General features: G+C 67.1%; 27 protein-coding genes. 14 read left to right on the top strand and 13 right to left on the bottom strand.

All coding sequences use genetic code 11. The features are described 5' to 3' along the window. From BLT73_RS17310 to gph, 4 genes are all read left to right on the top strand, one after another. The gene (locus tag BLT73_RS17310) at positions 1-552 is read left to right on the top strand and encodes a hypothetical protein (protein WP_090523926.1); all 552 of its coding nucleotides are present in this window, start codon (positions 1-3) and stop codon (positions 550-552) included. A gap of 185 nt (positions 553-737) precedes the next feature. After that, positions 738-1,688: a glycosyltransferase gene (locus BLT73_RS11430; RefSeq protein WP_090523925.1), complete on the top strand. Its 951-nt coding sequence runs from the start codon at positions 738-740 to the stop codon at positions 1,686-1,688. A gap of 120 nt (positions 1,689-1,808) precedes the next feature. After that, positions 1,809-2,504, top strand: coding sequence for a ribulose-phosphate 3-epimerase (rpe, locus tag BLT73_RS11425; protein WP_090523923.1), 696 nt, complete (start codon positions 1,809-1,811; stop codon positions 2,502-2,504). Positions 2,505-2,507: 3 nt separating this feature from the next. Continuing rightward, positions 2,508-3,149, top strand: a complete 642-nt coding sequence (gene gph / locus BLT73_RS11420; protein ID WP_090523921.1) for a phosphoglycolate phosphatase — start codon at positions 2,508-2,510, stop codon at positions 3,147-3,149. Here the strand turns inward: gph and rfbA are convergent, their stop codons facing one another. The 5 genes from rfbA to BLT73_RS11395 form a co-directional block, all read right to left on the bottom strand. Then, the gene (gene rfbA, locus BLT73_RS11415; RefSeq protein WP_090523919.1) at positions 3,150-4,022 is read right to left on the bottom strand and encodes a glucose-1-phosphate thymidylyltransferase RfbA; all 873 of its coding nucleotides are present in this window, start codon (positions 4,020-4,022) and stop codon (positions 3,150-3,152) included. After that, positions 4,019-4,870, bottom strand: a complete 852-nt coding sequence (gene rfbD, locus BLT73_RS11410; protein WP_090523993.1) for a dTDP-4-dehydrorhamnose reductase — start codon at positions 4,868-4,870, stop codon at positions 4,019-4,021. Before rfbD ends, rfbA begins: the two co-directional genes overlap by 4 nt. Beyond that, entirely contained in the window at positions 4,870-5,907 is a 1,038-nt protein-coding gene (rfbB, locus tag BLT73_RS11405; protein ID WP_090523917.1) for a dTDP-glucose 4,6-dehydratase, read from the bottom strand. The genes rfbD and rfbB overlap by 1 nt, the downstream gene beginning before the upstream one ends. Further along, the gene (rfbC, locus tag BLT73_RS11400) at positions 5,904-6,464 is read right to left on the bottom strand and encodes a dTDP-4-dehydrorhamnose 3,5-epimerase (protein WP_090523991.1); all 561 of its coding nucleotides are present in this window, start codon (positions 6,462-6,464) and stop codon (positions 5,904-5,906) included. Before rfbC ends, rfbB begins: the two co-directional genes overlap by 4 nt. Positions 6,465-6,531: 67 nt before the next feature. After that, positions 6,532-8,250, bottom strand: coding sequence for a hypothetical protein (locus BLT73_RS11395; protein ID WP_090523915.1), 1,719 nt, complete (start codon positions 8,248-8,250; stop codon positions 6,532-6,534). A gap of 208 nt (positions 8,251-8,458) precedes the next feature. Here BLT73_RS11395 and BLT73_RS11390 point away from each other — a divergent pair, with 208 nt between their 5' ends. Continuing rightward, entirely contained in the window at positions 8,459-11,509 is a 3,051-nt protein-coding gene (locus tag BLT73_RS11390; protein WP_090523913.1) for a calcium-binding protein, read from the top strand. A 14-nt stretch (positions 11,510-11,523) separates the two neighbouring features. Here the strand turns inward: BLT73_RS11390 and dalA are convergent, their stop codons facing one another. Continuing rightward, a complete protein-coding gene (dalA, locus tag BLT73_RS11385; RefSeq protein ID WP_090523911.1) occupies positions 11,524-12,036 on the bottom strand; it encodes a divisome-associated lipoprotein DalA in 513 nt (170 codons plus the stop codon). Between the two features lie 208 nt (positions 12,037-12,244). Between dalA and BLT73_RS11380 the strand changes: the two genes are divergently transcribed. After that, the gene (locus BLT73_RS11380; protein WP_090523909.1) at positions 12,245-12,850 is read left to right on the top strand and encodes a L,D-transpeptidase; all 606 of its coding nucleotides are present in this window, start codon (positions 12,245-12,247) and stop codon (positions 12,848-12,850) included. A 52-nt stretch (positions 12,851-12,902) separates the two neighbouring features. Here the strand turns inward: BLT73_RS11380 and BLT73_RS11375 are convergent, their stop codons facing one another. From BLT73_RS11375 to BLT73_RS11365, 3 genes are all read right to left on the bottom strand, one after another. Continuing rightward, positions 12,903-13,232, bottom strand: a complete 330-nt coding sequence (locus BLT73_RS11375; RefSeq protein WP_090523908.1) for a 4a-hydroxytetrahydrobiopterin dehydratase — start codon at positions 13,230-13,232, stop codon at positions 12,903-12,905. Positions 13,233-13,332: 100 nt separating this feature from the next. Continuing rightward, entirely contained in the window at positions 13,333-14,361 is a 1,029-nt protein-coding gene (gene hemH / locus BLT73_RS11370) for a ferrochelatase (protein ID WP_090523907.1), read from the bottom strand. Then, positions 14,358-15,203, bottom strand: coding sequence for a methyltransferase domain-containing protein (locus tag BLT73_RS11365; protein ID WP_090523906.1), 846 nt, complete (start codon positions 15,201-15,203; stop codon positions 14,358-14,360). The genes hemH and BLT73_RS11365 overlap by 4 nt, the downstream gene beginning before the upstream one ends. Here BLT73_RS11365 and BLT73_RS11360 point away from each other — a divergent pair. The 4 genes from BLT73_RS11360 (at position 15,202) to BLT73_RS11345 (ending at position 17,627) form a co-directional block, all read left to right on the top strand. After that, positions 15,202-15,951, top strand: coding sequence for a double zinc ribbon domain-containing protein (locus BLT73_RS11360; RefSeq protein ID WP_090523905.1), 750 nt, complete (start codon positions 15,202-15,204; stop codon positions 15,949-15,951). The two genes, BLT73_RS11365 and BLT73_RS11360, sit on opposite strands and share 2 nt — an antisense overlap. Before the next feature lie 102 nt (positions 15,952-16,053). Next, complete coding sequence (gene grxC, locus BLT73_RS11355) at positions 16,054-16,311, top strand: glutaredoxin 3 (protein ID WP_090523903.1); 258 nt, start codon at positions 16,054-16,056, stop codon at positions 16,309-16,311. A gap of 3 nt (positions 16,312-16,314) precedes the next feature. Next, positions 16,315-17,166: a carbon-nitrogen hydrolase family protein gene (locus tag BLT73_RS11350; RefSeq protein ID WP_245727273.1), complete on the top strand. Its 852-nt coding sequence runs from the start codon at positions 16,315-16,317 to the stop codon at positions 17,164-17,166. Further along, positions 17,163-17,627 carry a MarR family winged helix-turn-helix transcriptional regulator gene (locus BLT73_RS11345; protein ID WP_245727271.1) on the top strand — a complete coding sequence of 155 codons (465 nt, stop codon included), beginning with the start codon at positions 17,163-17,165 and terminating at the stop codon, positions 17,625-17,627. Before BLT73_RS11350 ends, BLT73_RS11345 begins: the two co-directional genes overlap by 4 nt. Here the strand turns inward: BLT73_RS11345 and BLT73_RS11340 are convergent. Further along, positions 17,624-18,196 (bottom strand): hypothetical protein, encoded by a 573-nt coding sequence (locus BLT73_RS11340; protein WP_090523902.1) that lies wholly within the window; start codon positions 18,194-18,196, stop codon positions 17,624-17,626. The two genes, BLT73_RS11345 and BLT73_RS11340, sit on opposite strands and share 4 nt — an antisense overlap. A gap of 168 nt (positions 18,197-18,364) precedes the next feature. On the opposite strand from BLT73_RS11340, the gene BLT73_RS11335 reads away from it, so the two are divergent. From BLT73_RS11335 to der, 3 genes are read left to right on the top strand one after another with little or no spacing between them, the layout of a single operon-like run. Continuing rightward, on the top strand, positions 18,365-19,117 hold the full coding sequence (locus tag BLT73_RS11335; protein WP_090523901.1) for a tetratricopeptide repeat protein: 753 nt from the start codon (positions 18,365-18,367) through the stop codon (positions 19,115-19,117). A 7-nt stretch (positions 19,118-19,124) separates the two neighbouring features. Beyond that, complete coding sequence (locus tag BLT73_RS11330; protein WP_090523899.1) at positions 19,125-20,480, top strand: outer membrane protein assembly factor BamB family protein; 1,356 nt, start codon at positions 19,125-19,127, stop codon at positions 20,478-20,480. Further along, a complete protein-coding gene (gene der / locus BLT73_RS11325) occupies positions 20,477-21,958 on the top strand; it encodes a ribosome biogenesis GTPase Der (protein WP_090523898.1) in 1,482 nt (493 codons plus the stop codon). The genes BLT73_RS11330 and der overlap by 4 nt, the downstream gene beginning before the upstream one ends. Here the strand turns inward: der and BLT73_RS11320 are convergent. The 3 genes from BLT73_RS11320 to BLT73_RS11310 all read right to left on the bottom strand — a co-directional run bounded on the left by BLT73_RS11320 (position 21,955) and on the right by BLT73_RS11310 (position 24,666). After that, positions 21,955-22,695 carry a hypothetical protein gene (locus BLT73_RS11320; protein ID WP_143025666.1) on the bottom strand — a complete coding sequence of 247 codons (741 nt, stop codon included), beginning with the start codon at positions 22,693-22,695 and terminating at the stop codon, positions 21,955-21,957. The genes der and BLT73_RS11320 overlap by 4 nt on opposite strands. A gap of 66 nt (positions 22,696-22,761) precedes the next feature. Beyond that, positions 22,762-24,054, bottom strand: a complete 1,293-nt coding sequence (serS, locus tag BLT73_RS11315; protein WP_090523895.1) for a serine--tRNA ligase — start codon at positions 24,052-24,054, stop codon at positions 22,762-22,764. An 81-nt stretch (positions 24,055-24,135) separates the two neighbouring features. Further along, positions 24,136-24,666 (bottom strand): hypothetical protein, encoded by a 531-nt coding sequence (locus BLT73_RS11310; protein ID WP_245727269.1) that lies wholly within the window; start codon positions 24,664-24,666, stop codon positions 24,136-24,138. 74 nt (positions 24,667-24,740) lie between these two features. Here BLT73_RS11310 and BLT73_RS11305 point away from each other — a divergent pair, with 74 nt between their 5' ends. After that, positions 24,741-25,799 carry a bifunctional transcriptional activator/DNA repair enzyme AdaA gene (locus tag BLT73_RS11305; RefSeq protein ID WP_090523893.1) on the top strand — a complete coding sequence of 353 codons (1,059 nt, stop codon included), beginning with the start codon at positions 24,741-24,743 and terminating at the stop codon, positions 25,797-25,799. Positions 25,800-25,850 lie beyond the last annotated feature (51 nt).

Genomic DNA, 25,850 nt, shown 5'->3' with positions numbered 1-25,850 from the left:
ATGATGCTGCGCAAACTGTGTGCCGCCCTGCTGATCCTGGCCTGCATGGCCGGCGGTTATGCCGCGGGCCAGCGGCTGCGTCCGGTGGGCGGCTCCGAGGCGGCGGAAACCGGGGCGGCGGAAACCGGGGCGGCGGAAACCGGGGCGGCGGAGCCCGGCGCCAGCCTTGCGCCAAGCGATGCCGTCGCGACTGCGCCCGATGAGGAGTTGCCAGCCAGGCCCGTCAATCCGAGCTATTTCGAGTTTCCCGACCAGTTCTTCGTGCCGGTGATGCGTGGCGACCGGCTGGACGGGATCATGGTCCTGACTCTGAGCGTCGAGATGGAAAGCAGCGACAGCGAGGCGGTCTATGCGCGAGAGTTCCGCCTGCGCGATGCGATGCTGCGCGCGCTTCTGATCCACGCCAACACCGGCGGGTTCGATGGCAATTTCACCACCGAGCCGCGGATGCGGCGCCTGCATCGCAGCTTGCTGGGCACCGCGCGCGAGGCGAGCGAAGGCCGCGTCACCGATGTGCTGATCGGCGATCTCGTCCGGCAGGAACCGGCGTGAGGCGTCATGTCCTTGCGGGTCTGATCGGCGGCTGCCAGCCCGGTCATCCGTGCATGTCAGCGACCACGCCCCGCCATTCCGTCCAGGCCGGGTCAGCTTTGCCGCATTGCCGATAAAGGGTTGCGCAAGGGGGCGGTCGCGCCGCACAACGCCGATGGTCGGCACTCTGTGCCGAGGCGGAATCTTTGACGGGGGATGTCGTGCCGCGCATCTATATCGGACTGGCGCTCTATCAGGGCGGGCGCCATATCGAGGCACAGCTCGACAGTATTGCCGCGCAGTCATTCCGGGACTGGCGGCTCGTCGTCTCCGATGACGGCTCGCGCGATGACGGGCCGGAGAAGCTGCGGAAATTTGCATCTGGCTTTGCGCCGGGGCAGGTGACACTGGTGGACGGGCCGCGGGCCGGATCGACGCGGAATTTCCTGTCCCTGATCGGCCAGCTCCGCGATGGCGAGCATATGGCCTTTGCGGATCAGGACGATGTCTGGCTCCCCAGCAAGCTGGATATGGGGCTGGCCGCACTGCGCGATGCCCCGCAGACGGGGCTGTATTCGGCGCGGACCACGATCTGCGACGCAGATCTGAACCCGATCACCGGCTCGCAACGTTTCGCCGGGCCGTTCGGGTTCCGCAATGCGCTCGTCCAGGCGGTGACGGGCGGCAATACATGCCTGCTGACGCCGGACGCGGCGCAATTGGCCAAGCGGGCGGCGCCGGCCGCCGCAGCAGCCGGGATCGAGGCCCATGACTGGTGGCTTTATCAACTCGTCTCGGGGGCCGGGATGGCGGTGCTGCGCGACGATGCGGAGGTGCTTTTGTATCGCCAGCATGGCGGCAATCTGAAAGGGCGCAATGACACATTCGGCGCGATGCGCGCGCGGCTGGGGCAGCTTTTCGACGGTAATTTCGGCAAATGGCTGCAAGCCAACAACCTTGCGCTGCGACAAGAGGCCGGTCTGCTCAGCGCAGAGAACCGCGACATCCTGGCGCGCTTCGACAGGGCGCTGACGCGTCCGGGCTGGCGGATGGCGGCGGAGTTTGCGCGGCTCGGGATCCGCCGCCAGACCCCTGCTGGCACGGCGGCGCTTTATGCGGCGGCGCTGAGCGGGCGGTTGCGCAAGACAGGGGACTGATGCCGGCTGCGCGTCGCGCCGCCGGTTGGCGCGTCAGCCCTCCACCCGATCGAGGCAGTTGACCCGTGGCGGCTTTCGGTCCAATTCCAGCCTGAAGTTTTCCGCGCCACGAGGATCCGCATGAGTTTCGACCGCCGCATCAAGATCGCCCCGTCCATCCTCTCGGCCGATTTCGCCGATTTCGGCCGCGAGATCCGCGCGGTTGAGGAGCAAGGCGCGGACTGGGTTCATGTCGACGTGATGGACGGGCATTTCGTGCCAAACCTGACCTTCGGCCCGCCGGCGGTGAAGGCGTTCCGCCCGCATGTCAAAGGCGTCATGGATGTGCATCTGATGATCGCGCCGGTCGATCCCTATATCGAGGCCTATGCCGAGGCCGGGGCCGATCTGATTACCGCCCATGTCGAGGCCGGCCCGCATGTCCACCGGACCTTGCAGGCGATCCGGGCGACCGGGAAGAAGGCTGGGGTGGCGCTCAATCCCGGCACGTCGCTCGAGGCGGTCGAATATGTGCTGGATCTCTGCGACCTGGTGCTGGTGATGTCGGTCAATCCCGGATTTGGCGGTCAGAAATTCATTCACAGCCAGGTCGACAAGATCGCCCGGCTCCGCGGCATGATCGGCGACCGGCCGATCCACATCCAGGTGGATGGCGGCGTCGATGCGAACACCGCCCCGCTGGTGGCGAAGGCCGGGGCCGATGTGCTGGTGGCGGGCTCGGCCGTGTTCCGGGGCGGCTCGGTCGCGCAGGCGGAGATCTACGGCGGGAATATCCGGGCCATTCGCGACGCGGCTGAAAACGCCAGAGCCGGCTGAGCGATGATCGTCATCTTCGATCTGGACGGGACGCTGATCGACAGCGCGCCGGATATCCACGCCACCGCCAATGCGGTGCTGGCCGATGAGGGTCTGGGGCAGCTCGACCTGGCGACGGTGCGGGGATTCGTGGGCCGCGGCGTGCCGCATCTGGTGGACCGGCTGCTGGGTGCGCATGGCATCGCCGATCCGGTCCGCGCCGAACGCATGACCGCCAATCTCGTGGCCCGATACGAGGGCGCGGTGGGGCTGACGGCGCCTTATCCGGGCGTTGGCGCAGTACTGAAGCATCTGCGCGGGCGGGGCGACGTGCTGGGTGTCTGCACCAACAAACCGCTGGCACCGGCGATGGCCGTGCTGCGGCATCTGGGGCTGGACCAGTATTTCGATGCGGTCGCGGGCGGCGATTCCGGCCTGCCGCGCAAGCCGGACCCGGCGCCGCTTCTGGACACGCTGGCGCGGCTCGGCGGCGGGACGGCGGCCTATGTCGGAGACAGCGAGGTCGATGCGGAGTCGGCCAGGGCGGCCGGTTTGCCGTTCCTTATGTTCACCGAAGGCTATCGCAGCGCCGCGGCCGAGACCCTGCCGCATCACGCGATGTTTTCGGATTTCGCGGAACTGCCCGGCCTGCTGGACCTGCTCTGACTATTTCAGCAGGCTGGAAAGATAGCGGCCATATTCATTCTTGGCGAACAGCCGGGCGCGGCGTTCAAGTTGCTCGGCGTCGATCCAGCCCTGCTCAAAGGCGATCTCTTCGGGGCAGCCGGTCTGCAACCCCTGCCGCCGCTCCAGCGTGCGCACGAAGTTTCCGGCGTCGAGCAGGCTGGCATGTGTGCCGGTGTCGAGCCAGGCGTAGCCGCGCCCCATCCGCTCCACCGTCAGTTGCCGGTCGTGGAGATAGGTTTCCAGAAGCGAGGTGATCTCCAGCTCGCCGCGGGCCGAGGGGCGCACGGCGGCCGCGCGTTCCGGCGCGGTGCCGTCCAGCACGTAGAGCCCGGTCACGGCGAAATGCGATGGCGGGATCTCAGGTTTCTCGACGATGGCGCGGACCCGGCCGGTCGGATCGAAATCGACCACGCCGTAGCGTTCCGGGTCGCTGACGCGGTAGCCAAAGACGGTGCCACCCTCGGCCCTAGCATCCGCGGCCGACAGCAGTTGTGGCAGCCCCTGACCGAAGAAGATGTTGTCGCCCAGCACCATTGTCGAGCCGCGCCCGTCGAGGAAATCGCGCGCCAGCAGGTAGGCCTGCGCCAGCCCGTCCGGCGATGGCTGGGTGATGAAGGTGAAGTCCAGCCCCCACTGGCTGCCATCGCTCAGAAGGCGGCGGAACTGGTCCTGATCCTCGGGCGTGGTGATGATGGCGATCTCGCGGATCCCGGCCAGCATCAGCACCGAGATCGGGTAGTAGATCATCGGCTTGTCGTAGATCGGCAGAAGCTGTTTCGACACGCCCATGGTGATCGGATAAAGCCGCGTGCCCGAGCCGCCGGCCAGGATGATGCCCTTGCGCTGTGTCATTCGTCCAGTTCCTTGATGACCCGTTCGAGCGAGGCCCGCCAGTCGGGTCGGTCGATGCCGAAATCATGGGTGATGGCGGCGCAGTGCAGCCGGGAATTCAGCGGGCGGCGGGCCGGGGTGGGGTAATCCTCGGTCGGAATGCCCACCACCTCGGGCGACAGCCCGGACAGGGCGAAGATCTCCTGCGCGAAGCCCGCCCAGCTTGTGTCGGGATGGCCTGCGAAGTGATAGAGCCCGCCGCGCGATGGGTCGCGGGTCATCGCCGCGATCATCGTGACCGCCGCCGCCGCGATGTCCGCCGCCGCGGTCGGCCCGCCGATCTGGTCATCCACGATGGTCAGCCGGTCCCGCTCTGCCCCGAGACGGCGCATGGTCTTGACGAAATTATTCCCATGGGCGGAAAACACCCAGCTTGTCCGCAGAATGGCGAATTGCCCGCCCGCCGCCGCGACGCCGCGTTCGCCCGAAAGCTTGGTCTGCCCGTAAACGCCGAGCGGGCCGGTCTCCGCATCCTCGGCTCGTGGCATGTCGCCCGAGCCGTCGAACACGTAGTCGGTGGAGATGTGAAGGAAGGGGATCCCCAGCTCCGCGCAGGTCCGGGCCATCTCGGCAGGCGCATCGGCATTCACCAGCCGGGCCGTTTCCTGATCGGTTTCGGCCTTGTCCACGGCGGTGTAGGCGGCGGCGTTGATGACGGCGGCGGGCCGGGTGGACCGGATCAGTTCGGCGCAATCGGCGGGCCGGGTCAGATCGGCCTCGTCCCGTCCCGCAAACACGGCATCAGGGACGATCCGCTCGATTTCGCGCGCGACCTGCCCGGTTTTGCCAAACACCAGAAGCCCGTCCATCATCCCGTCCCCAGCCGTTGTCCCACGCCCTCGCGGCCCAGCAGAGGCCGCCACCAATCTTCATTGGCCAGATACCATTCGACGGTGCGGCGCAGACCCTCCTCCACCGTGACAGAAGGCCGCCAGCCGAGTTCGTCTCGGATGCGCGTCGGGTCGATGGCATAGCGGCGGTCATGGCCGGGCCGGTCGGGCACGAAGCTGATCAGATCCGCATGCGGCGCCCCTGCCGGGCGCAACTCGTCCATATGCGCGCAGATGGTGCGCACGAGGTCGATATTCCGCGCCTCGTTCTCGCCGCCGATATTGTAGCTGCGGCCGATCTCGCCGCGGGTCAGCACGGTCAGCAGCGCGTCGGCGTGGTCTTCGACATATAGCCAGTCGCGCACATTGCCGCCATCGCCATAGACCGGGATCGGCTGGCCATGCAGCGCCTTGAGGATGACGACCGGCACCAGCTTTTCGGGGAAATGAAACGGGCCGTAATTGTTGGAGCAATTGCTCAGCACAACGGGCAGGCCATAGGTCTCGTGCCAGGCCCGGACGAGATGGTCGCTCGCGGCCTTCGAGGCGGAATAGGGGCTGCGCGGATCGTAAGGCGTGGTTTCGGTGAACTGCCCGTCATCCCCCAGTGAGCCGAACACCTCATCCGTCGAGATGTGGTGAAAACGGAAGCCTTCTGGTTTTCCCTGCGCGGCCCAATGCGCCCGCGCGGCTTCCAGCAGGTTGTAGGTGCCGGTGATATTGGTCTCGATGAAGTCGCCCGGCCCGTCGATGGAGCGATCGACATGGCTTTCGGCGGCCAGATGCATCACCGCGTCGGGGAGATGGGCCGAGAAGATCCGGTCGAGCGCGGCGCGGTCGCGGATATCGGCCTGCTCGAAGGCATAGCCGGCGGCGTTCGATACGCTCGCGACATTCTCCAGGTTGGCGGCATAGGTCAGCGCGTCGAGATTGACGACCTCATGGCCGTCGCGGATCGCCTGCCTGACCACGGCCGAGCCGATGAAGCCGGCTCCGCCGGTAATCAGGATCTTCATGCATCGCCCTCATATGCGAAGGGCGAATCCCAGTTCACGAAGGCGGTCGCGTCGCGGTCCTTGTCCGACAGGATCGGGTCATCAATGCCCCAGTCGATGCCGACGGAATCCCAGCGAACCGCCCCGTCATGCGGCTGGGAGTAATGCGCGGTGCATTTATAGACGATCTCGGTGTCGGGTTCGCGGGTGACGAAGCCATGCAGGAAGCCCGCCGGCACCCAGAGCTGGCGGCCATTCTCGAAGCTCAGCTCGGCGCCGAACCAGCGGCCATAGGTCGGGCTGCCCCGCCGGCCGTCCACCGCCACATCGTAGAGCGCGCCGCGCCCGCAGCGCACCAGCTTGCCCTGCGCCATCGGCGGTGACTGGTAATGCAGCCCCCGCAGCGTGCCGACCGCGCGCGACATGGAGTGGTTGTCCTGAACGAATTCGGGCAATGCCACCCCGGCCTCTTCCAGGGTCTTGCGGTTCCAGCTTTCGCTGAAGAACCCGCGCGCATCGCCGTGCCGACGCGGGGTCAGCAACAAGACGCCAGGCAGGGGGGTCGTCTCGATCTGCATCACTTCGCCTTTGTTTTTCAATGGTTGTTGGAGTGCCACAGGGGTCACCGCATGGCAAGTGCCGGGGTCAAGTTGCCCGGCCTGCTTCGAACGCCGCGACCTTCTCGGCCAGCATCTTCTCGGAACGCGCCAGCAGCGCGTCGAACTTGTGGTTGTCTGCATCGCGCAGAGTGGATTTCAGCGACGCGCCATAAGATGCGGTGAAGGGCAGCGTCGTTACCACGCGCAGATGGGTGGCGCGCTCCATGTAGCGGTCGATGGTGTTGGAAAAGGCGTTGTCATCGCCGTCGTCCCATTGGGCGAGATGCTCGATCATCCGGCGGCGATAGAGATTGCAGATCATCATCACTGCCCGGTCGAGCTGGACAAGGCACAGCCCGTCGCGGCGCTCCACCCCCAGAACCCGCGCCTCCCGGTGCAGATCGACGATCAGACCGGAGAACAGATCGGCGTCGCAGTCGTCCATATAGCCGCGAATGGTGGTCAGCCGCGCCTCGAAATCCGCGGGCAGCAGCACGTCATCCTCCACCACAAGCGCCTCAACTATCCCGGCCGCGCGAAACGCCCGCATCATGTGACGATAGCTGAGCGCCGCCCCGCGCCATCCCGGCGCGGCCTTGAGTCCGGGCCAGATCAGGTAATCCCCGGCATTATGGGTCAGGAACGATGCTGTGCGATCAGGTGTTTCGGGCAGAGTCAGGCAGGTCCGCAGCAGACCGTCATGGCTCGGATCATAAGGTTTCGGGTAATCTGTCGCCAGCCGCGCGAACGTGGCGGGCGCGATTATCCCCAGGCCCTGCAAGCCGCGCAGTACACCCAGCCGGAACCTGTCGGGCGCGGCCTCGGTCAGCGCGGTCTGGCTGCGCAACAGCAGGGCCGCGTCATCCAGAAGCGCGCGCAGCGCCGCGATCAGCGCATCGCCGTCGCCTTCCGGGGCATAGATCACCCGCGCCGACAGGTCGGGATGTTCCTGCTGGTCGATGGCGGTTTCGCTGACCACGACGCAGCCATGCGCAATCGCCTCTGAAATCCGCGCGACCTCCAGCAACCCGCCCTGCGTCGCGTGAAGGTTCAGCACGACATGCGCCTGCGAAAGACGCGCCTCCATGCGCGGGCCGAACAGGTTGGTTTCGATCTGAAGTTCCGGGATTTCCGCCGCGATGCGTGACAGCAAGGCGGCGCGGCGCGGCGGGGTGGTGTCGCCGTAGAACAGCACGGTCGGGCTGGCGGGCTTGTCGATCGCCGCAATCCCCGAGGGCGGAGCAAGCGGGACATGGAACAGACGCGCCAGCGGCAGGCGATCCTGAAGCGCCGCGATATTGGTCTGCGAATACTCGAACACCGCCCGGCAGGAGGCGAGCCGCGTCAGATAGGCCTCGGTCCAGCGATGCGGCAGCACCGATTGCTCGACCTGGAAGGCGATGCAGCGATCCGCCGGGACCGATGGAAAATTCTGCAGGGCGAAGGTGAAGACCGTGTCGTAATCCGAGGCGATCCGGTCGTTATCGGACAGCGCCGCCTCGATCCCCGCCTGCTGCAGCACCGATTGCAGCCGCCTCGCGAAATGCAGCGTGTGGGGCACGGTCAGGATCAGCGCCGCGCCGGGGCCGCGCGGCTTCGCGCTGCGCAGCGCGGGACCGAGCGCCTCCAGCCGCCGCCTGATGCCGGACGGCCCCTCCGTGGCGATGACCCGCAGGGCCAGCCCGAGCGTGTGGCGCAGCCCCCGCACCCGGATGGCCCGGTCGATCTGACGGACGGCGTTGATCAGGTGATCGCTCGGTTTCATTGGCAGGGACGCCCAGATATTCGCTCAGCCCCCTCTTTTTCACGGCCACCGGGTTGGGGGCAAGCGGCAAGCGTCGGAAATCCGGCAACATGTCCAGCTTTCATCAAATTCGCCGCAAAATCAGGGCCCGCGCGGCATGGCCGGGCGAGATTTTTGCCCGCAGCTCTGGCACTCTGAATGGGCGCAGGGGTGCGCGTGGGGTGTTTAAATGGTGGTGTTTGTCCACGTGGCGACGCATGTCGCCCGCAAAGCCAAATTCAGTACCAACATCACGGATCTGCGGCTCGTCGACACGGGCGAGGCGATCCTGCTGCTGTCCACCGCGAACAAGGGGGCGGGGCTCAGCGCCTATAACGTCAGCTCGGCCGCGGAGGCGGCGCAGCTTGTCGATGTCAATCCGCCGGCCAGTTACGGCATGTATTACGCCGCGCCGAAACTGTTCGAACTGGACCGGGACGGGCAGCGCCAGATCGGCCTCACCGGACAGCAGGGCAGCGTGCACCAGGGGCTTGACGTGTCGGCGGACGGCAAGCTGGGCAAATTCAGCCCGATGCTGCCCGCCAAGCAGATTCCGGGGGATGTCGTCGCGCTCGAAACGCTGGACCTCGGTGGGGTGCCGCATCTTCTGGCGGGCCAGGACGGGCGATTGTCGCTGACGCTCTACCGTCTCGGTGCGGACCGGCAATTGCACGACATCGGCACGGCCGCGCCCGCATCCAAGGCCGCCGTGGACAGCGAATACACCGACATCGCCGTGGCGCAGATCGCCGGCAAGAGCTTCGCATTCGCGGCCTCCGCGCAGGGCAACCGGATCGTCACCTACCGAGCGGGCGCGGCCGGGCTGGACCTGGTCGGCGAGATCGGGGGCGATAACGAGATCGGCCTGTCTGCGCCCCGGCTGGTGGAGACGCTGCGTTCGGGTGGCGCCACTTACCTGGTCGCGGGCGGGGGCGGCAGCAACTCGATCACCGTCTTCCGCGTGGATGGCAAGGGTGGGCTGACGCCGACTGATCACGTGGTCGATTCGCTTGGCACGCGGTTCCAGTCCGTCACCGCCATGGCTGTTGTCGAGATGGCGGGCCGCGCCTTTCTGTTCCTGGGCGGGGCGGATGACGGGATCTCGGTCATGACGCTGGACCGCGAAGGCCGCCTGATCCTTCTCGACACGATCATCGACACGGCGGAGATGGCGCTCGCGGATGTCACGGCATTGGCCGCGCGCCCTTTCGGGGCGGGCGTGGCCGTGTTCGCGGCCAGCGGGACCGAGACCGGGATCACCCAACTCCGGTTTTCGCCCGGCGAGATCGGGGTGTCGAGAGCCGCCTCCGGCCGGGTGGAGGGGACGGGCAAGGGTGATATCCTGATCGGGACCGGCTCCAGTTCTGTGGTCACGGGCGGTGCCGGGGACGACGTGCTGATCGCGCGCAAGGGTCGGGTCGATCTGAAGGGCGGGCCGGGTGCGGATACCTTCGTGCCCGGATATGGCGCCGAGATGGTGACGATCCATGATTTCAACCCGACTGAGGACAGTCTCGACCTGTCGGAACTTGCCTTCGTGCGCAGCCTGGCGCAGCTTCGCATCGTGCCGACGGCGCGCGGTGCGATGCTGAAAGCCGGTCCGGCCATCGTCGATCTGCGCACGAGCGGCGGCACGACGATGATGGCGTCCGATTTCGATGACAGCATGTTCCGGCTGGCGCATTACCTCAACGATATCGACTATTCCCGCTTCGTCACGCCGATCACGCCCGATCCGGGGACGTCTGCCACCCGCCCCGGCCGAGAGACCAGTTCGGGCGGGTATGAGGGGCCGGCCCCGCTGCCGCCGCTGACCCGCCCCGTCAAGCCGATGATCGGCACGCGCGGCGATGATCGCTTCACCGGCGGGCCGAGCGGGGTGACGGTGTTTGCCTATGCCGGACATGACCTGGCCCTCGGCGGGGCCGGTCAGGACAATCTCATGGGGTTCGACGGCAATGACACGCTGTTCGGTGCCGGGCATTCCGATTTCATCGATGGCGGCGCCGGCAATGATTCCATCGACGGGGGCGACGGACATGACCGGCTTTACGGCGGCGAGGGCTACGACGTCATCTTCGGCGGGCCGGGGGATGACCGGATCTGGGGCGGCGCGCAGGCCGACACGATCTACGGGCAGGGCGGCAATGACGTGATCTTCGGCGGTGCCGGAGGCGATGTGCTGCGCGGCGGGCCGGGCCATGACCGCATCCTCGGCATCGACGGGCCGGACACGATCGATGGCGGGCCGGGCCATGACATTCTGATCGGAGGCGGCAACAACACCAAGATCGTGGGCGGGCCGGGCAATGACCTGATCCGGGCCTTCGGCATCGGCAACGTGATCCACGGGATGGAAGGCAGCGACAGCGTCTATGGCGGCATGGGCGCGGATTTCATCCTGCTGGGGGGTGGAAACGACATCGCCTTCGGACGGGGCGGCGATGACTTCATCAACGGGGACAAGGGAGACGACAAGATCCTCGGCAATAACGGGAACGATCACCTCGTCGGCCATGACGGCGATGACAGCCTGTTCGGCGGAAATGGCGATGACCTGCTCTGGGGTGTGAAGGGAGACGATCTGGTCAGCGGCCAGGCTGGCAACGACTCCCTGCGCGGCGGCGACGGGCGCGACACGCTGATCGGCGGGCCGGGAAATGACAAGTTGCTGGGCGGCGCAGATGGCGATGACCTGCGCGGAGAGAGCGGCGACGACCTGATCTACGGGCAGGGCGGTCACGACACGCTGACGGGGGGGAGCGGGAACGATTCGCTCCACGGCGGATCGGATGACGATCACGTCTCGGGCGGGGATGGCGACGACCTGATCTCCGGCGGGCAGGGAGATGACAGCCTGGACGGGGGGGAGGGTGACGATACGATCTCGGGCGGCGGCGGCGATGACCGGATCGCAGGCGGCGGCGGCGACGATCACCTCAGCGGCGGGTCGGGTGCGGATGTCTTTGTCTTCGCGCCCGCCAAGGCCGGCAGCGGGATCGAGCGCGACCGGATCACCGATTTCGATCCCGGACAGGATCTGATCGACCTGTCCGCAATGTCACCCGATCTGGTCTGGATGGAGATGGCCGCATTCACCGCGACGGGGCGGGTCGAGGCACGGCTTGCCGTGGCCCCATCCGGCAATCAACTGATGATCGACCTGAGCGGAAACGGCCGGGCCGATCATCTCATCGAACTTGGCGGGGTCGGCATCGCGCCGTTCGATCTGCTGTTCTGACGGTCCGGTCGGGCCTACTTTCCGGTCAGAAGCGTCCACCAGATCTTCTTTGACGGCTCCTGATACCACGCCACGCCGAGGCTCTTGGCATTAGGGTCCATGATGACATCTCGCGTGTCGCGGGTCTCCATCCAGGCCTGCAGCGTGGCGATGTCGTTTTCGTAGCTTTCGCTGATATTCTCGCCCACCAACTCGCCCGAGAACCCGGCCCGCTGCGCCCGGTCGAGCGGCGAGGAGCCATCGGAGCCGAAATGCCAGGCCCGGTTCTGTGCGGCCATGTCACGGGAATGCGCCGCGGCGGCGGCGTTCAGCGCCGGGTCCAGCGTCAGCGGCGGCGCGTTCGATCCCTGACGCAGCAGATTGACCTGCTGGGCGACGCGGCCCGGGATGGCCTCGGCTTCGGCGGCGCCGATCGTGTAGGCCACTGGGATCGCCGCCCCGTCAGCGCCGATCTGCGCCCCTGGCGTGCGCGGCGCGCAGCCCGCCAGCGTCGCACCAACCGCCAGACTCAGGATGATCCGCTTCATACTGCCCTCAACTCGATCTGCATGTCGTTTGCGCCCCATCTACCGCGCGGCGGGGCCACGTCAAAGCCAATTATGCGTGATTTTGACCACATTTCTCCGGGGAATTGGGGCGATGACGTCGGTTTGAGTTGCCCGGAACATCCCGCCGGGCGTATCGCTGAGCGATGAGTTGCAAGGCCGCACAAGACGGCCCGAGCAGGAGAGACAGATGACCAGATCCAGACAGGGCGGCTTCAGCCGCCGCAGTTTCGTGACCTCGGCCATGGCGCTCGGCATGGGCGGGCTGGCTGCGCCGGCGCTTGCCCAGACCCCGGATGCCGGGCGGGTGCAATATGAGGCCGCGGCCGATCAGCGCCGCAATATTTCCAGCTTTCGCGCCCAGGACTGGCGGCCTTATTTCCAAACCCTGACCAATGGAGCGATCCTGTGCGACCTGACTTCGCGCGCGGTGCATTTCTGGTCCGAGGATGAGAGCATCTATCGCCTCTACCCGTCCTCGATCCCGGTGAGCGAGGATCTGACCCGCAAGGGCCGGACCGAAATCATCAAGAAGGTCGTCGGCCCGAGCTGGGCTCCGACGCCGGAGATGAAAAAGCGCAATCCCGAATGGCCCGATTTCGTACCGCCGGGACCGGATAATCCGCTGGGCACCCATGCGCTGTGGTTTAGCTGGCAGTATTACCGCCTGCACGGCACCCATGATACGCGCAAGATCGGCCGCAAATCCTCGAATGGCTGCATCGGTCTGTATAATGAGCATATCAAGGAGATGTACGATCTGACCAAGATCGGCACACAGGTTCTGCTGATCTAGCCTCGGCGGCGATGGCGACATGACCGATGGGCCGTCATGGCCCCCGTTCGTATCAGGCGACGAGCGCGTCGAGTTTTGCTGCGCAGATGAAATCGTTCTCGCTCAACCCGCCCGCGTCATGGGTGGTGAAGCGCACCTCGCAATAGCCGAAACCGAAGCGGATATCGGGATGGTGATCCTGCTTGTTGCCGAGCCATGCGGCCAGGTTCGCCATCTCGACCGCCTTCAGGAAGCCCTTGAAGGTGAAGCGGCGCTCGATCGCCTCTCCGTCCCCGGTGATCTCCCACTCATTCAGGTCTTGCAGCATCGACCGCGCTGCGCCGTCTTCCAGGGCAGCGGCCTCTGACGTGCAATTGCGATCGGCGAGTTTCTGATCGGCCATGTGATCCTCCTGTCATCGTTCATCTGGTCCAACGCGGCTGGCGGCGGTTTGGCTGCAACGGATCGCGGAACGCCGCCGTCGCGCGAACTCGGGCCGGGGGTCAGACCCAGCCCGAGATATTCTCGCGCACCACGTCCAGCATCACCTCGATATGGGCCGGATCGTCGTTCAGGCAGGGGATATAGGTGAAATCCGTGCCCCCCGCGGCCTCGAAACTCTCGCGGATCTCGCCGTTGATCTCTTCCAGCGTCTCAATGCAATCGGCGGCGAAGGCGGGCGAGATCACGGCGATGTCGGTCACGCCGGCGCGGGCCAGATCGGCCACATGCTCCACCGTGTAGGGCCGCAGCCACTCCTCGCGGCCGAAGACGGACTGGAAGGTCGTGTCGATCACCCCGTCCGGCCAGCCGAGCTCCTGTTGCAGCAGGCGCGAGGTCTTCTGGCACTGGCAGTGATAGGGGTCGCCCTCCATCAGGTAGCGTTTCGGCATCCCGTGATAGGACGCCACCAGCCGGGCGGGCATCCGGCCATCCAGGGCGCGGCGCACCGATTGGGCAAGCGCGCGGATATAGTCGGGCCGGTCGAAATACGGCTCGACCGTGCGCAGCGCCGGCTGCCAGGTCTGATCCATCAGCGCGCGGAAAAGCTGGTCGTTGGCGGTGGCGGAGGTTGGCCCGGCATATTGCGGGTAAAGCGGCAGGAACACGATCCGGCGACACCCGGCCTCGACCATCCGCTGCACCACCTCGCGGGTGGAGGGGTTGCCGTAGCGCATGCAGAATTCGACCATCATCTTGTCGCCCCATTCCGCCTCGGCGCGGGCGCGCAGCGCCTCGGTCTGGCTGCGGGTGATGGTCATCAGCGGGCTTTCGCCTTTCTCCTCGTTCCAGATCAGCTTGTAGTTTTCGCCCGAAGAAAAGGGGCGCTTGGTCAGGATGATGCCCTGCAGGATCGGCTGCCATTTCCAGCGGGGCAGGTCGATCACGCGACGGTCGGAGAGGAATTCGTTCAGATAGCGCCGCATCGACCAGTAATCATAGCCATCCGGCGTGCCCAGATTGGCAATCAGGATGCCGGTTCTGGCCGGGGCAATCTTCGGGTGGTCGGCGGGCAGGTGCTGGGATGTCATGTCTTCCTCGCATTCAGCGCCGCGGCAAGCGGCATCTTGGCCGAGCCGGGCCGGAGCGGTTTCTGCTGACCGGCATCCGGGGCCCAGCCGGTCAGGAATACCAGATCGAATGTGGCGATGATCCGCGACGAATCGTCCGGGTCGGGATGGGTGACGGCGTAATCGGCGGCGGCCCGCGCAAAGACCTCGCGCCGTGTCGGAACACGCAGCCGGTCGGCAAGCGCGTTCGTCTCTCCCATCGCGCGCAGATCGGCGGCCAGGTGGAACAGGTCGCGATAGCTGGCCGGGATCGTGACGTGATCGGCCACCGGCAGGGCCAGCCCGGCCCGCGACAGCAGCCCGCCCAGATCCCGGATCTCGCCCATCGGCAGCACCCGCGGCGAGAGACCGCCCGTCACCGCGATCTCGGCCTGCATCAGGACCTCGCGCAACTCCCTGAGCGTGTCGCCGCCCGGACACACCGCGATGAACAGCCCGTCCGGCTTCAGCGCACGGGCGCATTGCACGATCTGTCCCACGGGGTCGTCGGCCCAGTGAAGCCCCATGGCGTGGATGACCAGATCGAGATCGCCGGGAAGGTCCAGCCGCTCGGTATCGGGCCGAATCTGCGCGTCCGGGACATAGCCTGCCCACAACTCCGGCCAGGGTGTGACGACGGCGATGCTCCGAAAGCTTCTGTTAACCTCCTGGAGCCTATCATGCAGCTCGTCAGCCGCGATCCGGTGCAGCGGTTCGGCCGGGCCGAGCCTGAGCGCCCGCAGCCGGTTGCGTGCCAGTGCGGCCGGGTCGGTCAGCCGGTTCGGCCGCCCTGCTGGGTTTGGGGGTCGGGATGCGGAGATCATGGGGCCAAGTCTTAATTATCTTCCCGCGGCGATAAAAGGCGCATTGCGGCTCGTCTATCCGCCGCAATGCCTGTCCTGCTCCGTGGGGGTGGATCAGGACGGCGCGCTCTGCCCGGAATGCTGGCGCGATTGCGAGTTCATCACCGGCTGCGCCTGCCACATCTGCGGCGTGCCGCTGCCGGGCGAGGACGAGGGTGAGGCGGATTTGCGCTGCGATGACTGCCTGTCGGCGGCGCGGCCCTGGGAGCAGGGGCGCGCGGCCATCACCTATCGCGGGGTCGGGCGCAGCCTGGTGCTGGCGCTGAAACATGGCGACCGGCCGGATCTGGCGGCGCCGCTCGGCCAGTGGCTGGCGCGCGTGGTGACGCCGCTGATCCGGCCCGGACTGATCGTCGCCCCGGTCCCGCTACATCCGCGCCGCCTGCTGTTGCGGAAATACAACCAGGCGGGGCTGCTGTCCGCGCAACTGGCGCGTCGGCATTCGGTCCAGAATTGTCCCGGATTGCTGGTGCGCAGCAGGCCGACCGTGGCGCAGGATCACCGCACGGCGGAGGAGCGGTTTGAGAATCTGCGCGGCGCCCTGGCCGTGTCGGCGCGCTATCGCGACCAGATTGCCGGCCGGCCGATCCTGGTGGTCGATGACGTGATGGCTTCCGGCGCGACGATGAGCGCTGCGGCGGAGGCGTTGCGGGACGCCGCATCCGGGCCGGTTCTGGCCGCGGTGCTGGCGCGGGCGGTGAAGGAGTAGGAACGGACCGCCCGCCCAAATGTTCAGACAAAACGCCCCCGAATGCTGGAAATCATGGCCGCGCCGACCTAGATAGCGGGTCAACACATATCGAGGATCATCATGGCCAGCGTAGAAATCTACACCACCCCGACCTGCCCCTATTGCCACGCCGCCAAGCGGCTGCTGAACGAGAAATCGGTCAGCTTTCGCGAGGTCGATGTCAGCCGCGATCCCGACTTGCGCGATGCCATGACCGAGCGCGCCGGGGGCCGCCGGACCGTGCCGCAGATCTTCATCGACGGCCAGGGGATCGGGGGCGCGGATGATCTCTTCGAGCTCGACAAATCCGGCAAGCTCGACACGCTGCTGGCTGCCTGAGCCATGACCGCGCGGCTGGTGGCAGGTCTCGTGCAGCTTTCGGTCGGGGATGACCCGGCCGCGAACCTGCCGGACACGATGTCCCTGATCGCCGAGGCCGCGGGGCAGGGCGCGTCGCTGGTTCTGACGCCCGAATGCACCAACATCAGCTCGTCGCATCGCCGCTGGCAGCAGGAGGTGCTGCGGCCGGAAGGGGCGGACCCCACGCTGGCCGCGCTGCGCGCGCAAGCGGCGGATCTGGGCATATGGCTGCTGATCGGCTCGCTGGCGCTGAAATCCGACGATGCGGACGAGACGCGCTTCGTCAATCGCAGTTTCCTGATTGCGCCGGATGGCAGGATCGCGGCGCGATATGACAAGATCCACATGTTCGACGTCACCATCTCCGAGACCGAGAGCTACCGCGAATCGAAGGCGTATCGGCCGGGCAGCAGGGCGGTGATGGCGGCGGGGCCGGTGCCGATCGGGCTAAGCGTCTGCTATGATCTGCGCTTCCCACAGCTTTACCGTGCGCTCGGCCGGGCGGGCGCTGCCGTGCTGACGGTTCCCGCAGCCTTCAACGACACCACGGGTGCCGCGCATTGGGAGGTGCTGTTGCGGGCCCGCGCGATCGAGACGGGATGTTTCGTCCTGGCCCCTGCCCAATGCGGAACCCATGCGGCGGAACACGGCTCCGGGCAGCGGGCGCGGCGCAGCCATGGCCACAGCCTTGCGGTCGCGCCCTGGGGTGAAGTGCTTGTGGACGCAGGGGAAGTTGTCGGCAGCCGCGTCGTTTCGCTTGACTTGGAGGAGGTTGACAAGGCACGTTCGCGCATTCCCGCCATCCACGCCGAACAGGAATTCTTGCTTCCGTGACCGACCTGACCGCCGCCGCTGACGACACTGCCCGCGCCTCTGTCGCGGCGAGTCTGTTTGCCGAGGTTCTGGTGGTGGAGCAACTGGCGCGGGCGATGATCGGGCGGACCTTGCCCAACGGGATGCAGATCTCGCATTTCTCTGTGCTGAACCTGCTGGCCCATGTCTCGGAAGAGCGCACGCCCGCGCAACTGGCCGAGGCGTTTCACGTCACCCGCGGGGCGATGACCAACACGCTGGCCCGTCTGGAATGGGCCGGGCATGTCCATATCCGGCCCGACTGGGACGATGCGCGGCGCAAATTCGTCTCGATCAGCCCGGCCGGGCGGCGGGCGCGGGATGCCGCGCTTGCGGCGATCCTGCCGGCCATGTCCGACGTGGTGGCCGATATCGGGGCGGAGCGGGTGCGGGCCGCCCTGCCGGTGCTGCGCGCGCTGCGCGACCGGCTGGAAAGCGACTAGGCCAGCCGGGCGGCGAGGCGCAGCGCATGGCTGGGATCGCGCGCGACGGGCGGCATGACCGGATCATAGGCGGCACGGATCAGCCGGGCGAGCTGCTCCGACGCCGTCACCTCATGCGCAAATGTCAGGGTGGAGCGCACGGCAAGCGTCTCTGCCAAGGCGGCGGGATGCGCATCCGCCAGAGCGCCATCCATGCGCACGAAGCTGAAACAGGCGCGGATGGCGCCGTGGGCGTCGAAGCGGAACATCTGGTAATGCTCGGCCCCGGCGTCGGTCAGCCGAGCGATCATGCCGGGCTGTCCGGTCAGCCGGTCGAGATCGGGGATGCCGTCAAGCTCGGGCCAATCGCGGCAGAAGAACATCATCAGGTTCGCGCCGGATTCGGGATCGGTCTCGGCCAGTTCCTGCCCGGCATGGGCATAGACCGCGCGGATCGCGGCGCGGAAGACGTCGAGTGACTCGTCGGCCAGTCCGAAGATCACCGGCGCCACGGGACGTCCCCATCGCGCGCAAAGATAGGCACCGTCGCGCGTGAAAAGCGGGGTGATCTGGTCTGCGGTAAGGCGCATCTCGAGGCTCCTTCTGGTCCGGGTCTTTCCAAACCCGTCCCGGCTGCGAAGGTCAAGTGGGCGGGCGCGCCGCCCGGCGACCCACGGCCCGGTTCGCGCCGCATGCCGTTCGGCTTGTCCCGTGCGGTGTCTGGGCTATAAGGGGCGGCGAGCACAAGGCGGGACGACATGAGCCACGAGAGCGACAGTTTCATCGATGAAGTGACCGAAGAGGTCCGGCGCGACCGGTTGTTTGCGCTGTTCCGCCGCTATGGCTGGATCGGGATGCTGGTGATCGCGGTGATCGTGGGCGGCGCGGCGTGGCGGGAATATGACGCGTCGCGCGACCGTGCGCAGGCGCAGGCCTGGGGCGATGCGGTGCTTGCGGCGCAGCAATCCGAGGACACGGTGGCACAGCTTGCGGCCCTCGATGCGGGCGGAAACCCCGACCGGGCTGCGCTTGGCGATCTGCTGGCGGCTGGCGCGGCGGTTGAAGGCGGCGATCAGGAGGTGGCAGCGGCGCGGCTCGAGGCGGCGGTCTCGGCGGCGGAGGATCCGGTGCTGCGTGATCTGGCGCGGCTGAAGGCGGTGCTGGCACAGGGCGATCAGATGGATCCTGCCGCCCGTGACGCGGCGCTGTCGGAACTGTCGAAACCCGGCGCACCGTTCCGCTTGCTGGCATTGGAGCAGAAGGCCGTGGCGCTTGCCGCCGCCGAAAGGTCGCAGGATGCGCTAGTCCTGATCCGCGAGATCCAGGCCGAAGAAGGCGTCAGCCAGGCGCTAAACCAGCGGTTGACCGAGCTGATGATTACCCTAGGCGGCGAGCCCGGCGTCGATCCGGCCATGCCGCCCGCCGTTGCCAATGCCGCGGCGGTGCCCCAGGGCGCCGACACCCAGCCGGCCGCAGCCGCCCCCGCAGGCGTGACCCAAGACCCGGAGTGAGCCGAAGATGACGTTTCAGACCCGAGCCGCCCTGCTGCCCCGTTCCCTGCTGCGCCCCGGCTGCGCCGCGCTGCTGACCGGGCTGATCCTGGCCGGATGCAGCGAGCGCGAGGTGCCGCTGCCCGGACCGCGGCTGGATCCGCGCGCCGTGACCTCGCCCGACGGACCGGCGGTGGAGCAGCCCATGACCGTATCGGGGGCATTGCGCCTGCCCGCGGTGCGGGGGAATACGGAATGGACCCATCGCGCCGGCAACGCCGCGCATCTCAGCGGCCATGTCGCGCTTGGTTCTGGCCTGCAGCAGGTCTTCGCGGTGCCGATCGGACTGCCGGGTGGCAAGCGTCACCGGATCACGGCCGATCCGATCGTGGCAGGCGGGCGGATCTTCACCCTCGACAGCCAGACCGGCGTGACGGCGACGGCGCTGTCGGGTGGCCGGGCCTGGTCAACCGATCTGACCCCGACCGGCGGGCGCGCCGCCAGCGTCTCGGGCGGCGGCATCGCCTATGAGGCGGGACGGGTTTTCGTGACCACCGGCAACAGCGAGGTGGTGGCGCTCGATGCTGCGAGCGGGGGCGTGTTGTGGCGTCAACGGACCGGCGCGCCGGTTGCAGGCTCGCCGACCGTCGAGAACGGCGTGGTCTATGTCACCACCCGCAGCGCCGAGGGCTTCGCCATCCGGGCCTCGGACGGCAAGCTGCTGTGGCAGGTGGCGGGCATCCCGCAGCCGACTGCCATTATCGGCGTGGCCGCGCCGGCCGTGCAGGGGGATCTGGTGATCTTCCCGTTCTCCTCCGGCCAGCTTCTCGCGGCGGACCGCGAAACCGGGGCCGAGCGGTGGTCGGCGCAGGTCGCCGGCAACCGGACCGGCCGCGCCGCCGCCTATATCCGCGACGTGACCGGAGAGCCGGTCATCGCGGGCGAGGTGGTCTATGCCGGCACCTCCTCGGGCCGGATTGCCGCCTTCGACCGGATGACCGGGGCCGAGCTGTGGTCGGCCCGGCAGGGCGCGATGTCGCCGGTCGTCGTCGCCGGAAATGCGATCTTTGCCGTGAACGACCAAAACCAGCTCATCCGGCTGGACGCCGCGAGCGGCGCCGTGGTCTGGGGCCGCAACCTGCCGTGGTACGAGGATGAGCGCATCCGCAAGCAGGACCGGATCTATGCCCATTACGGACCGATCCTGGCCGGCGGGCGGCTGTTCGTGGCCTCGTCTGACGGGCTGCTGCGTGCCTTCGATCCGGCCTCCGGCCAGTTGGTCGGGCAGGCGGCGATCCCGGGCGGGGCCGCCACCGCCCCGGTGGTGGCCGGCGGGGTGCTCTATGTCACCGGGCAAGACGGCCGGCTTTACGCGTTCCGATGAGCTTCACCCTCGCCATTGTGGGCCGGCCCAATGTCGGCAAGTCGACCCTGTTCAACCGGCTGGTCGGCAAGCGTCTGGCGCTTGTCGATGACCAGCCGGGGGTGACGCGCGACCTGCGCGAAGGGCAGGGACGTCTGGGCGATCTGCGTTTCATCGTGGTGGATTCCGCCGGGCTGGAGATGGCCGAGGATGACAGCCTGCAGGGCCGGATGCGCCGCCTGACCGAGCGCGCGGTGGACGAGGCCGATGTGGCGCTGTTCGTGATCGACGCGCGCGCCGGGGTGACGGCGGCGGATGAGTATTTCGCTGATATCCTGCGCAGGCGGGCCAAGCACGTCATCCTGGCCGCCAACAAATCCGAAGGCCGCGCCGGGGAGGCCGGGGCGATGGAGGCATATTCGCTGGGCCTGGGCGAGCCGCTGCGCATCTCTGCCGAACATGGCGAGGGGATGGAGGATATCTATGCCGCGCTGAAGCCGCTTGCGGCGGAGCTGTCGGCACAGAATGCGGTCCACGAGCCGGCGGTGGATGTGGATCTGCCCGAGGATGCGGAGTTCGACGAGGACTCCGCGCCCGACTGGATGCCGACAGATGCGAGACCGCTGCAACTGGCGGTGATCGGGCGACCGAATGCGGGCAAATCGACGCTCATCAACAAGATCCTGGGCGAGGACCGGCTTCTGACCGGCCCGGAGGCGGGGATCACCCGCGACGCGATCTCGGTCCGGGCCGAGTTCATGGGCACGCCGATGCGGATTTTCGACACGGCCGGGATGCGCAAGCGCGGCCGGGTGGTCGACAAGCTGGAGAAGCTGTCGGTCGCGGACGGGCTGCGCGCGGTCCGCTTTGCCGAGGTCGTTGTGGTCCTCTTGGATGTCGCGATCCCGTTCGAGCAGCAGGATCTGCGCATCGCCGATCTGGCCGAGACCGAGGGGCGGGCCGTCGTGGTTGCGGCGAATAAATGGGATCTGGAAGAGGACAAGCCCGAAAAGCTGAAGGAGCTGCGGCAATCCTTCGAGCGGCTTTTGCCACAGTTGAAGGGGGCACCGCTGGTAACGGTGTCGGCGCGGACCGGCAAGGGGCTGGACCGGCTGCACAACGCGATCATGCAGGCCTATGCGGTGTGGAACCGCCGGGTCTCGACCTCGAAGCTGAACCAGTGGCTCGAAGCGATGACCGAGGCCCATCCGCCCCCCGCGCCGGGCGGCCGGCGCATCCGGCTGCGCTACATGACCCAGGTCAAGACCCGTCCGCCGGCCTTCGTGGTGAAATCCACCCATACCGACAAGATCCCGGACAGCTATCACCGCTATCTGGTCAACGGGCTGCGGATGGATTTCGACATGCCGGGCACGCCAATCCGCATTTTCTTCCGCGATCAGGGCAAGGCCAACCCCTATCGCCACAAGGCCGAGAAGATCAGCCAGTCTGGTGCGCTGTCCAAGCACAAGAACCGGCAGAAGCCCAAGGGCAGCTAGGTCGTCACCCGTACCAGCAGGAATGTCAGCGCGGCGATGGACAGCACCGAGATCACCGCGATCAGCGGCGCGGCCTCGATCATGGTTGCGGCGATGGCCAGGAAGGCAAACATCACCGTGATCGTGTAATAGGCGTTTTCGGGGATCCGCATCTGTATTGCGATGGCCGCGATGCAGGCCAGCACGGCCCCGACGAGCGAGGCGAGTTCCGGCGGGATCGGCGTCACGTCATCCACGAAGGACGAAAACGCGGTGAAGGTCAGGATGCTGACCCAGCCGGTGAAGATACCGATTGCCGGGTTCCGACCCAGGCGACCATCGGAGAAGCGGCGACTGCTGGCCGAAATCATCGCCAGCAGCATCATCACGCAGATCATGAACCCCAGCAGAGGAAAGCTCTGCGCCACCCAGGGCCAGATTGCGCCGGCCATGAAGGCAGCCGCCAGCAGCAGCATGTCGGCCACCGGATAGGCCCGCGCCGTGCCGATTTCCCGGAAGGTCTGGACCACGAGGAATAGCACCACCACCCAGACCGCGATCAGCAGCAGCCAGGTGGCGGGCTCGGTGGGGTTCAGCAGAACCGCGGCCAGTAGGTTTGGACCCGAACTCACCTGCCTACCGTCCAGATAGACCTGTGTGATGTCCAGATCGATCTGCGCGAAGGACAGCAGGACGCTGCTGATGACGAAGATCAGCGCGGAGGAGCACATAAGCAATGTGGCGTTGCGATGCATCACGCTCAACGTCCGGACCTGACGCAGGTTTCGCCCTATTTTGCCCATCTCCCCCGACCGGATCAAATCCTAGCCCAATGCGCCATCCGCGCCGAGCACCGATTTTCCACCCAGATAGGGGTGCAGCGCCGCAGGCAGACGGACCGTACCATCGGCCTGCTGGCCGTTTTCCAAGACCGCGATCAGGCACCGTCCGACAGCCAGACCCGATCCGTTCAGCGTATGCAGGAATTCGGGCTTGCCACCGCCTTCCGGGCGGAAGCGCGCATTCATCCGCCGCGCCTGGAAGTCGCCGCAATAGCTGACCGAGCTGATCTCGCGATAGCTCCGCTGTCCGGGCAGCCAGACCTCGATGTCATGGGTGATGCGTGCGCCAAACCCCATATCGCCCGTGCAGAGCACCACCGTGCGAAAAGGCAGTTCCAGCCCTTCCAGCACCGCCTCGGCGCAGCCGGTCATGCGGGCATGTTCCGCCAGACCCTCATCCGGGGCGGTGATTGACACCATCTCGACCTTCTCGAACTGGTGCTGGCGCAGCATCCCCGCTGTGTCGCGGCCGGCACTGCCGGCTTCGGAGCGGAAACATTGCGAATGCGCCACCATGCGGCGCGGCAGCGTCGCGGCATCGACGATTTCGCCGTTCACGGTGTTGGTCAGCGTGACCTCGGCGGTGGGGATGAGCCACCATCCTTCGCTGGTCTGGTAGCTGTCCTCGCCGAATTTTGGCAATTGCCCGGTGCCCTCCATCATCTCTGGCAGGACAAGAACCGGCGCCCAGGTCTCGGTCAGGCCGTGGCGGTCCACATGCAGGTCGATCATGTATTGCGCAAGCGCGCGGTGGATGCGGGCCACCGCGCCCTGCAGCACCACGAACCGCGCCCCGGACAGCTTGGCCGCCGTGCCGAAATCCATCCCCGGCTGCACGCCGGGCAGCTCGAAATGCTCGACCGGCGTGAAATTCATCTCGCGCGGGGTGCCCCAGCGTCTGATCTCGACATTGTCGCTATCATCCTTACCATCGGGCACCTCAGCCAAAGGCAGGTTCGGAATCGTCATCAGCAGGTCGCGCAACTGCCGGTCCAGATCGGCCGCCTCGGCCTGCATCGCGGCAAGCTGCGCCTTGCTGTCCGCCACGTGGGCGCGCAACCGCTCGAACTCGGCCTCGTCGCCTTTGGCCTTCGCCGCGCCGACCTGCTTGCTGGCGCGGTTCTGTTCGGCCTGCGCCTCCTCGGCGTCCCTGATCCGGGCCCGGCGGGTCTCGTCCAAGGACAGGATCGCGGCCGAAACGGGATCTGCCCCGCGGCGGCGCAGGGCGGCATCGAAGGCGTCCGGGTTGTCGCGGATGGTGCGGATGTCGTGCATGGCGGAACCTGTCTGCTGGGTCGTCAGCCTGTTAGCGGATGGCGCGGCAGAATGAAATACGCGCGTTGGCCGCAGAGCGCGTCACCGCGCCGTTGCGATCCCGGCCCGATCCAGTAGGGTATTGAGCTGATCCCAGAACTGTGCCTCTCCGGCATAGCCTTCGATCCGGCCGGTCTCCAGCCCGTCGCGGATCAGGATGAAGGTCGGCGTCACGCCCGGATTGCTGTCGAGCGCCAGCCCGTCCGGCCAGGGACCGCGCAGATGGACCCGCATCAGCGGCGCGGCGACGCCTTCGGCGCGGCTGCCATAGTCGGGTCCGATCTCCCGCTCCCACTGCGCGCAGTAGAGGCAGCCTTCCTGCCGCACCATCAGCAATTGAACCGGCGCGACCTGCGAGGTGCCGGCGAGGACGGCGAGGCCGACAGAGCTTGCGATCAGCGTCGCGAGCAGGGACAGGATCTGCAACCGCATCATCGGCTCGGCCTCGCTGTGGTGAGAACTCCGGCAGGATAGGTGCCCGTCGCGGCCGATTGCAACCCGGACGCGGCGGCCGGCATTGCCTTTGGCGATGCCGCAGCCCACCATGCCGGTGAGGTTCAACAGTGATTTCAATGAAACGCCCGAAACCGCGCCGCGCGGGGCGGGGAAGCGCCTTAGGATCGGATCAGATGACAAGGAGAGCGACCATGTTGGATCTGTCCGAAGACCGGCTTTACGCCGCGTTGTCGAATCGCGACCCGGCCTATGAGGGGCGGGCCTTCGTGGGTGTCACCTCGACCGGGATCTTCTGCCGCCTGACCTGCCCGGCGCGCAAGCCGAAGCCTCAGAATTGCCGCTGGTTCACCTCGGCCAATGCGGCGCAAGCGGCGGGGTTCCGGCCCTGCAAGCGCTGCCACCCCGCAGGTGCGACGGCGGAGGGCGATGCGGATGTCACGCGGCTGCGCGCGGCGATCGAAGCCGATCCCGCCCGCCGCTGGAGCGAGGCGGATGTGGCGGAGATGGGCATGGACCCCTCGACCATCAGGCGCGCCTTTCGACGCCATTTCGGCATGACCTTCCTGCAGATGGCGCGTGAGGCGCGGCTGCGCGAAGGGGCGCGCCGCATGGCCGGTGGCGATGCGGTGATCGAGGCGCAGCTTGATGCGGGTTTCGATTCGGCCTCCGGGTTCCGGCAGGCCTTCGCGCGGTTGTTCGGCCATCCCCCGGCCGCGATGCGGGGCGGCGGCGGGCTTGTGGCGGACTGGATCGACACCCCGCTTGGCGGAATGATCGCGGTGGCCGACGATGCCGCGCTGCATCTGCTGGAGTTCACCGACCGCAAGGCGCTGAAGGGGCAACTCGCGAAACTCTCGAAGGATGCGGGCGGGCGGATCGGGCTGGGCCAGTCCGAGATGACGCGCGAGACGGCGCGGCAACTGGCCGGGTTCTTCGCCGGTGATCGCGCGCGGTTCGATCTGACGCTCTCGCCGCATGGCACGACGTTTCAGCGCCGGGTCTGGGACGCGCTGATCCGTATCCCGGCAGGCGAGACCCGCAGCTATGCCGAGGTCGCGCAGGCCATCGGCCAGCCGACCGCGACCCGCGCCGTGGCGCGCGCCAACGCCACCAATGGCATCGCCATCGTGATCCCCTGCCACCGGGTGATCGGCGCGGACGGGTCACTGACCGGCTATGCCGGCGGGCTGTGGCGCAAGGAAAAGCTGATCGCGGTCGAGCGGGGTTACGCGTCGCCCGAATCGGCTTGACGCCACGGGTCGGCAGGTATATTCACCCGCGAACGGATTTTCGGGCGCTGC

The sequence above is a fragment of the Paracoccus isoporae genome (assembly GCF_900101865.1).
Taxonomy (GTDB): Bacteria; Pseudomonadota; Alphaproteobacteria; order Rhodobacterales; family Rhodobacteraceae; genus Paracoccus; species Paracoccus isoporae.
Note: the sequence above shows the minus strand (reverse complement) of the source record. Positions and strands in the feature narration are given on the sequence as shown.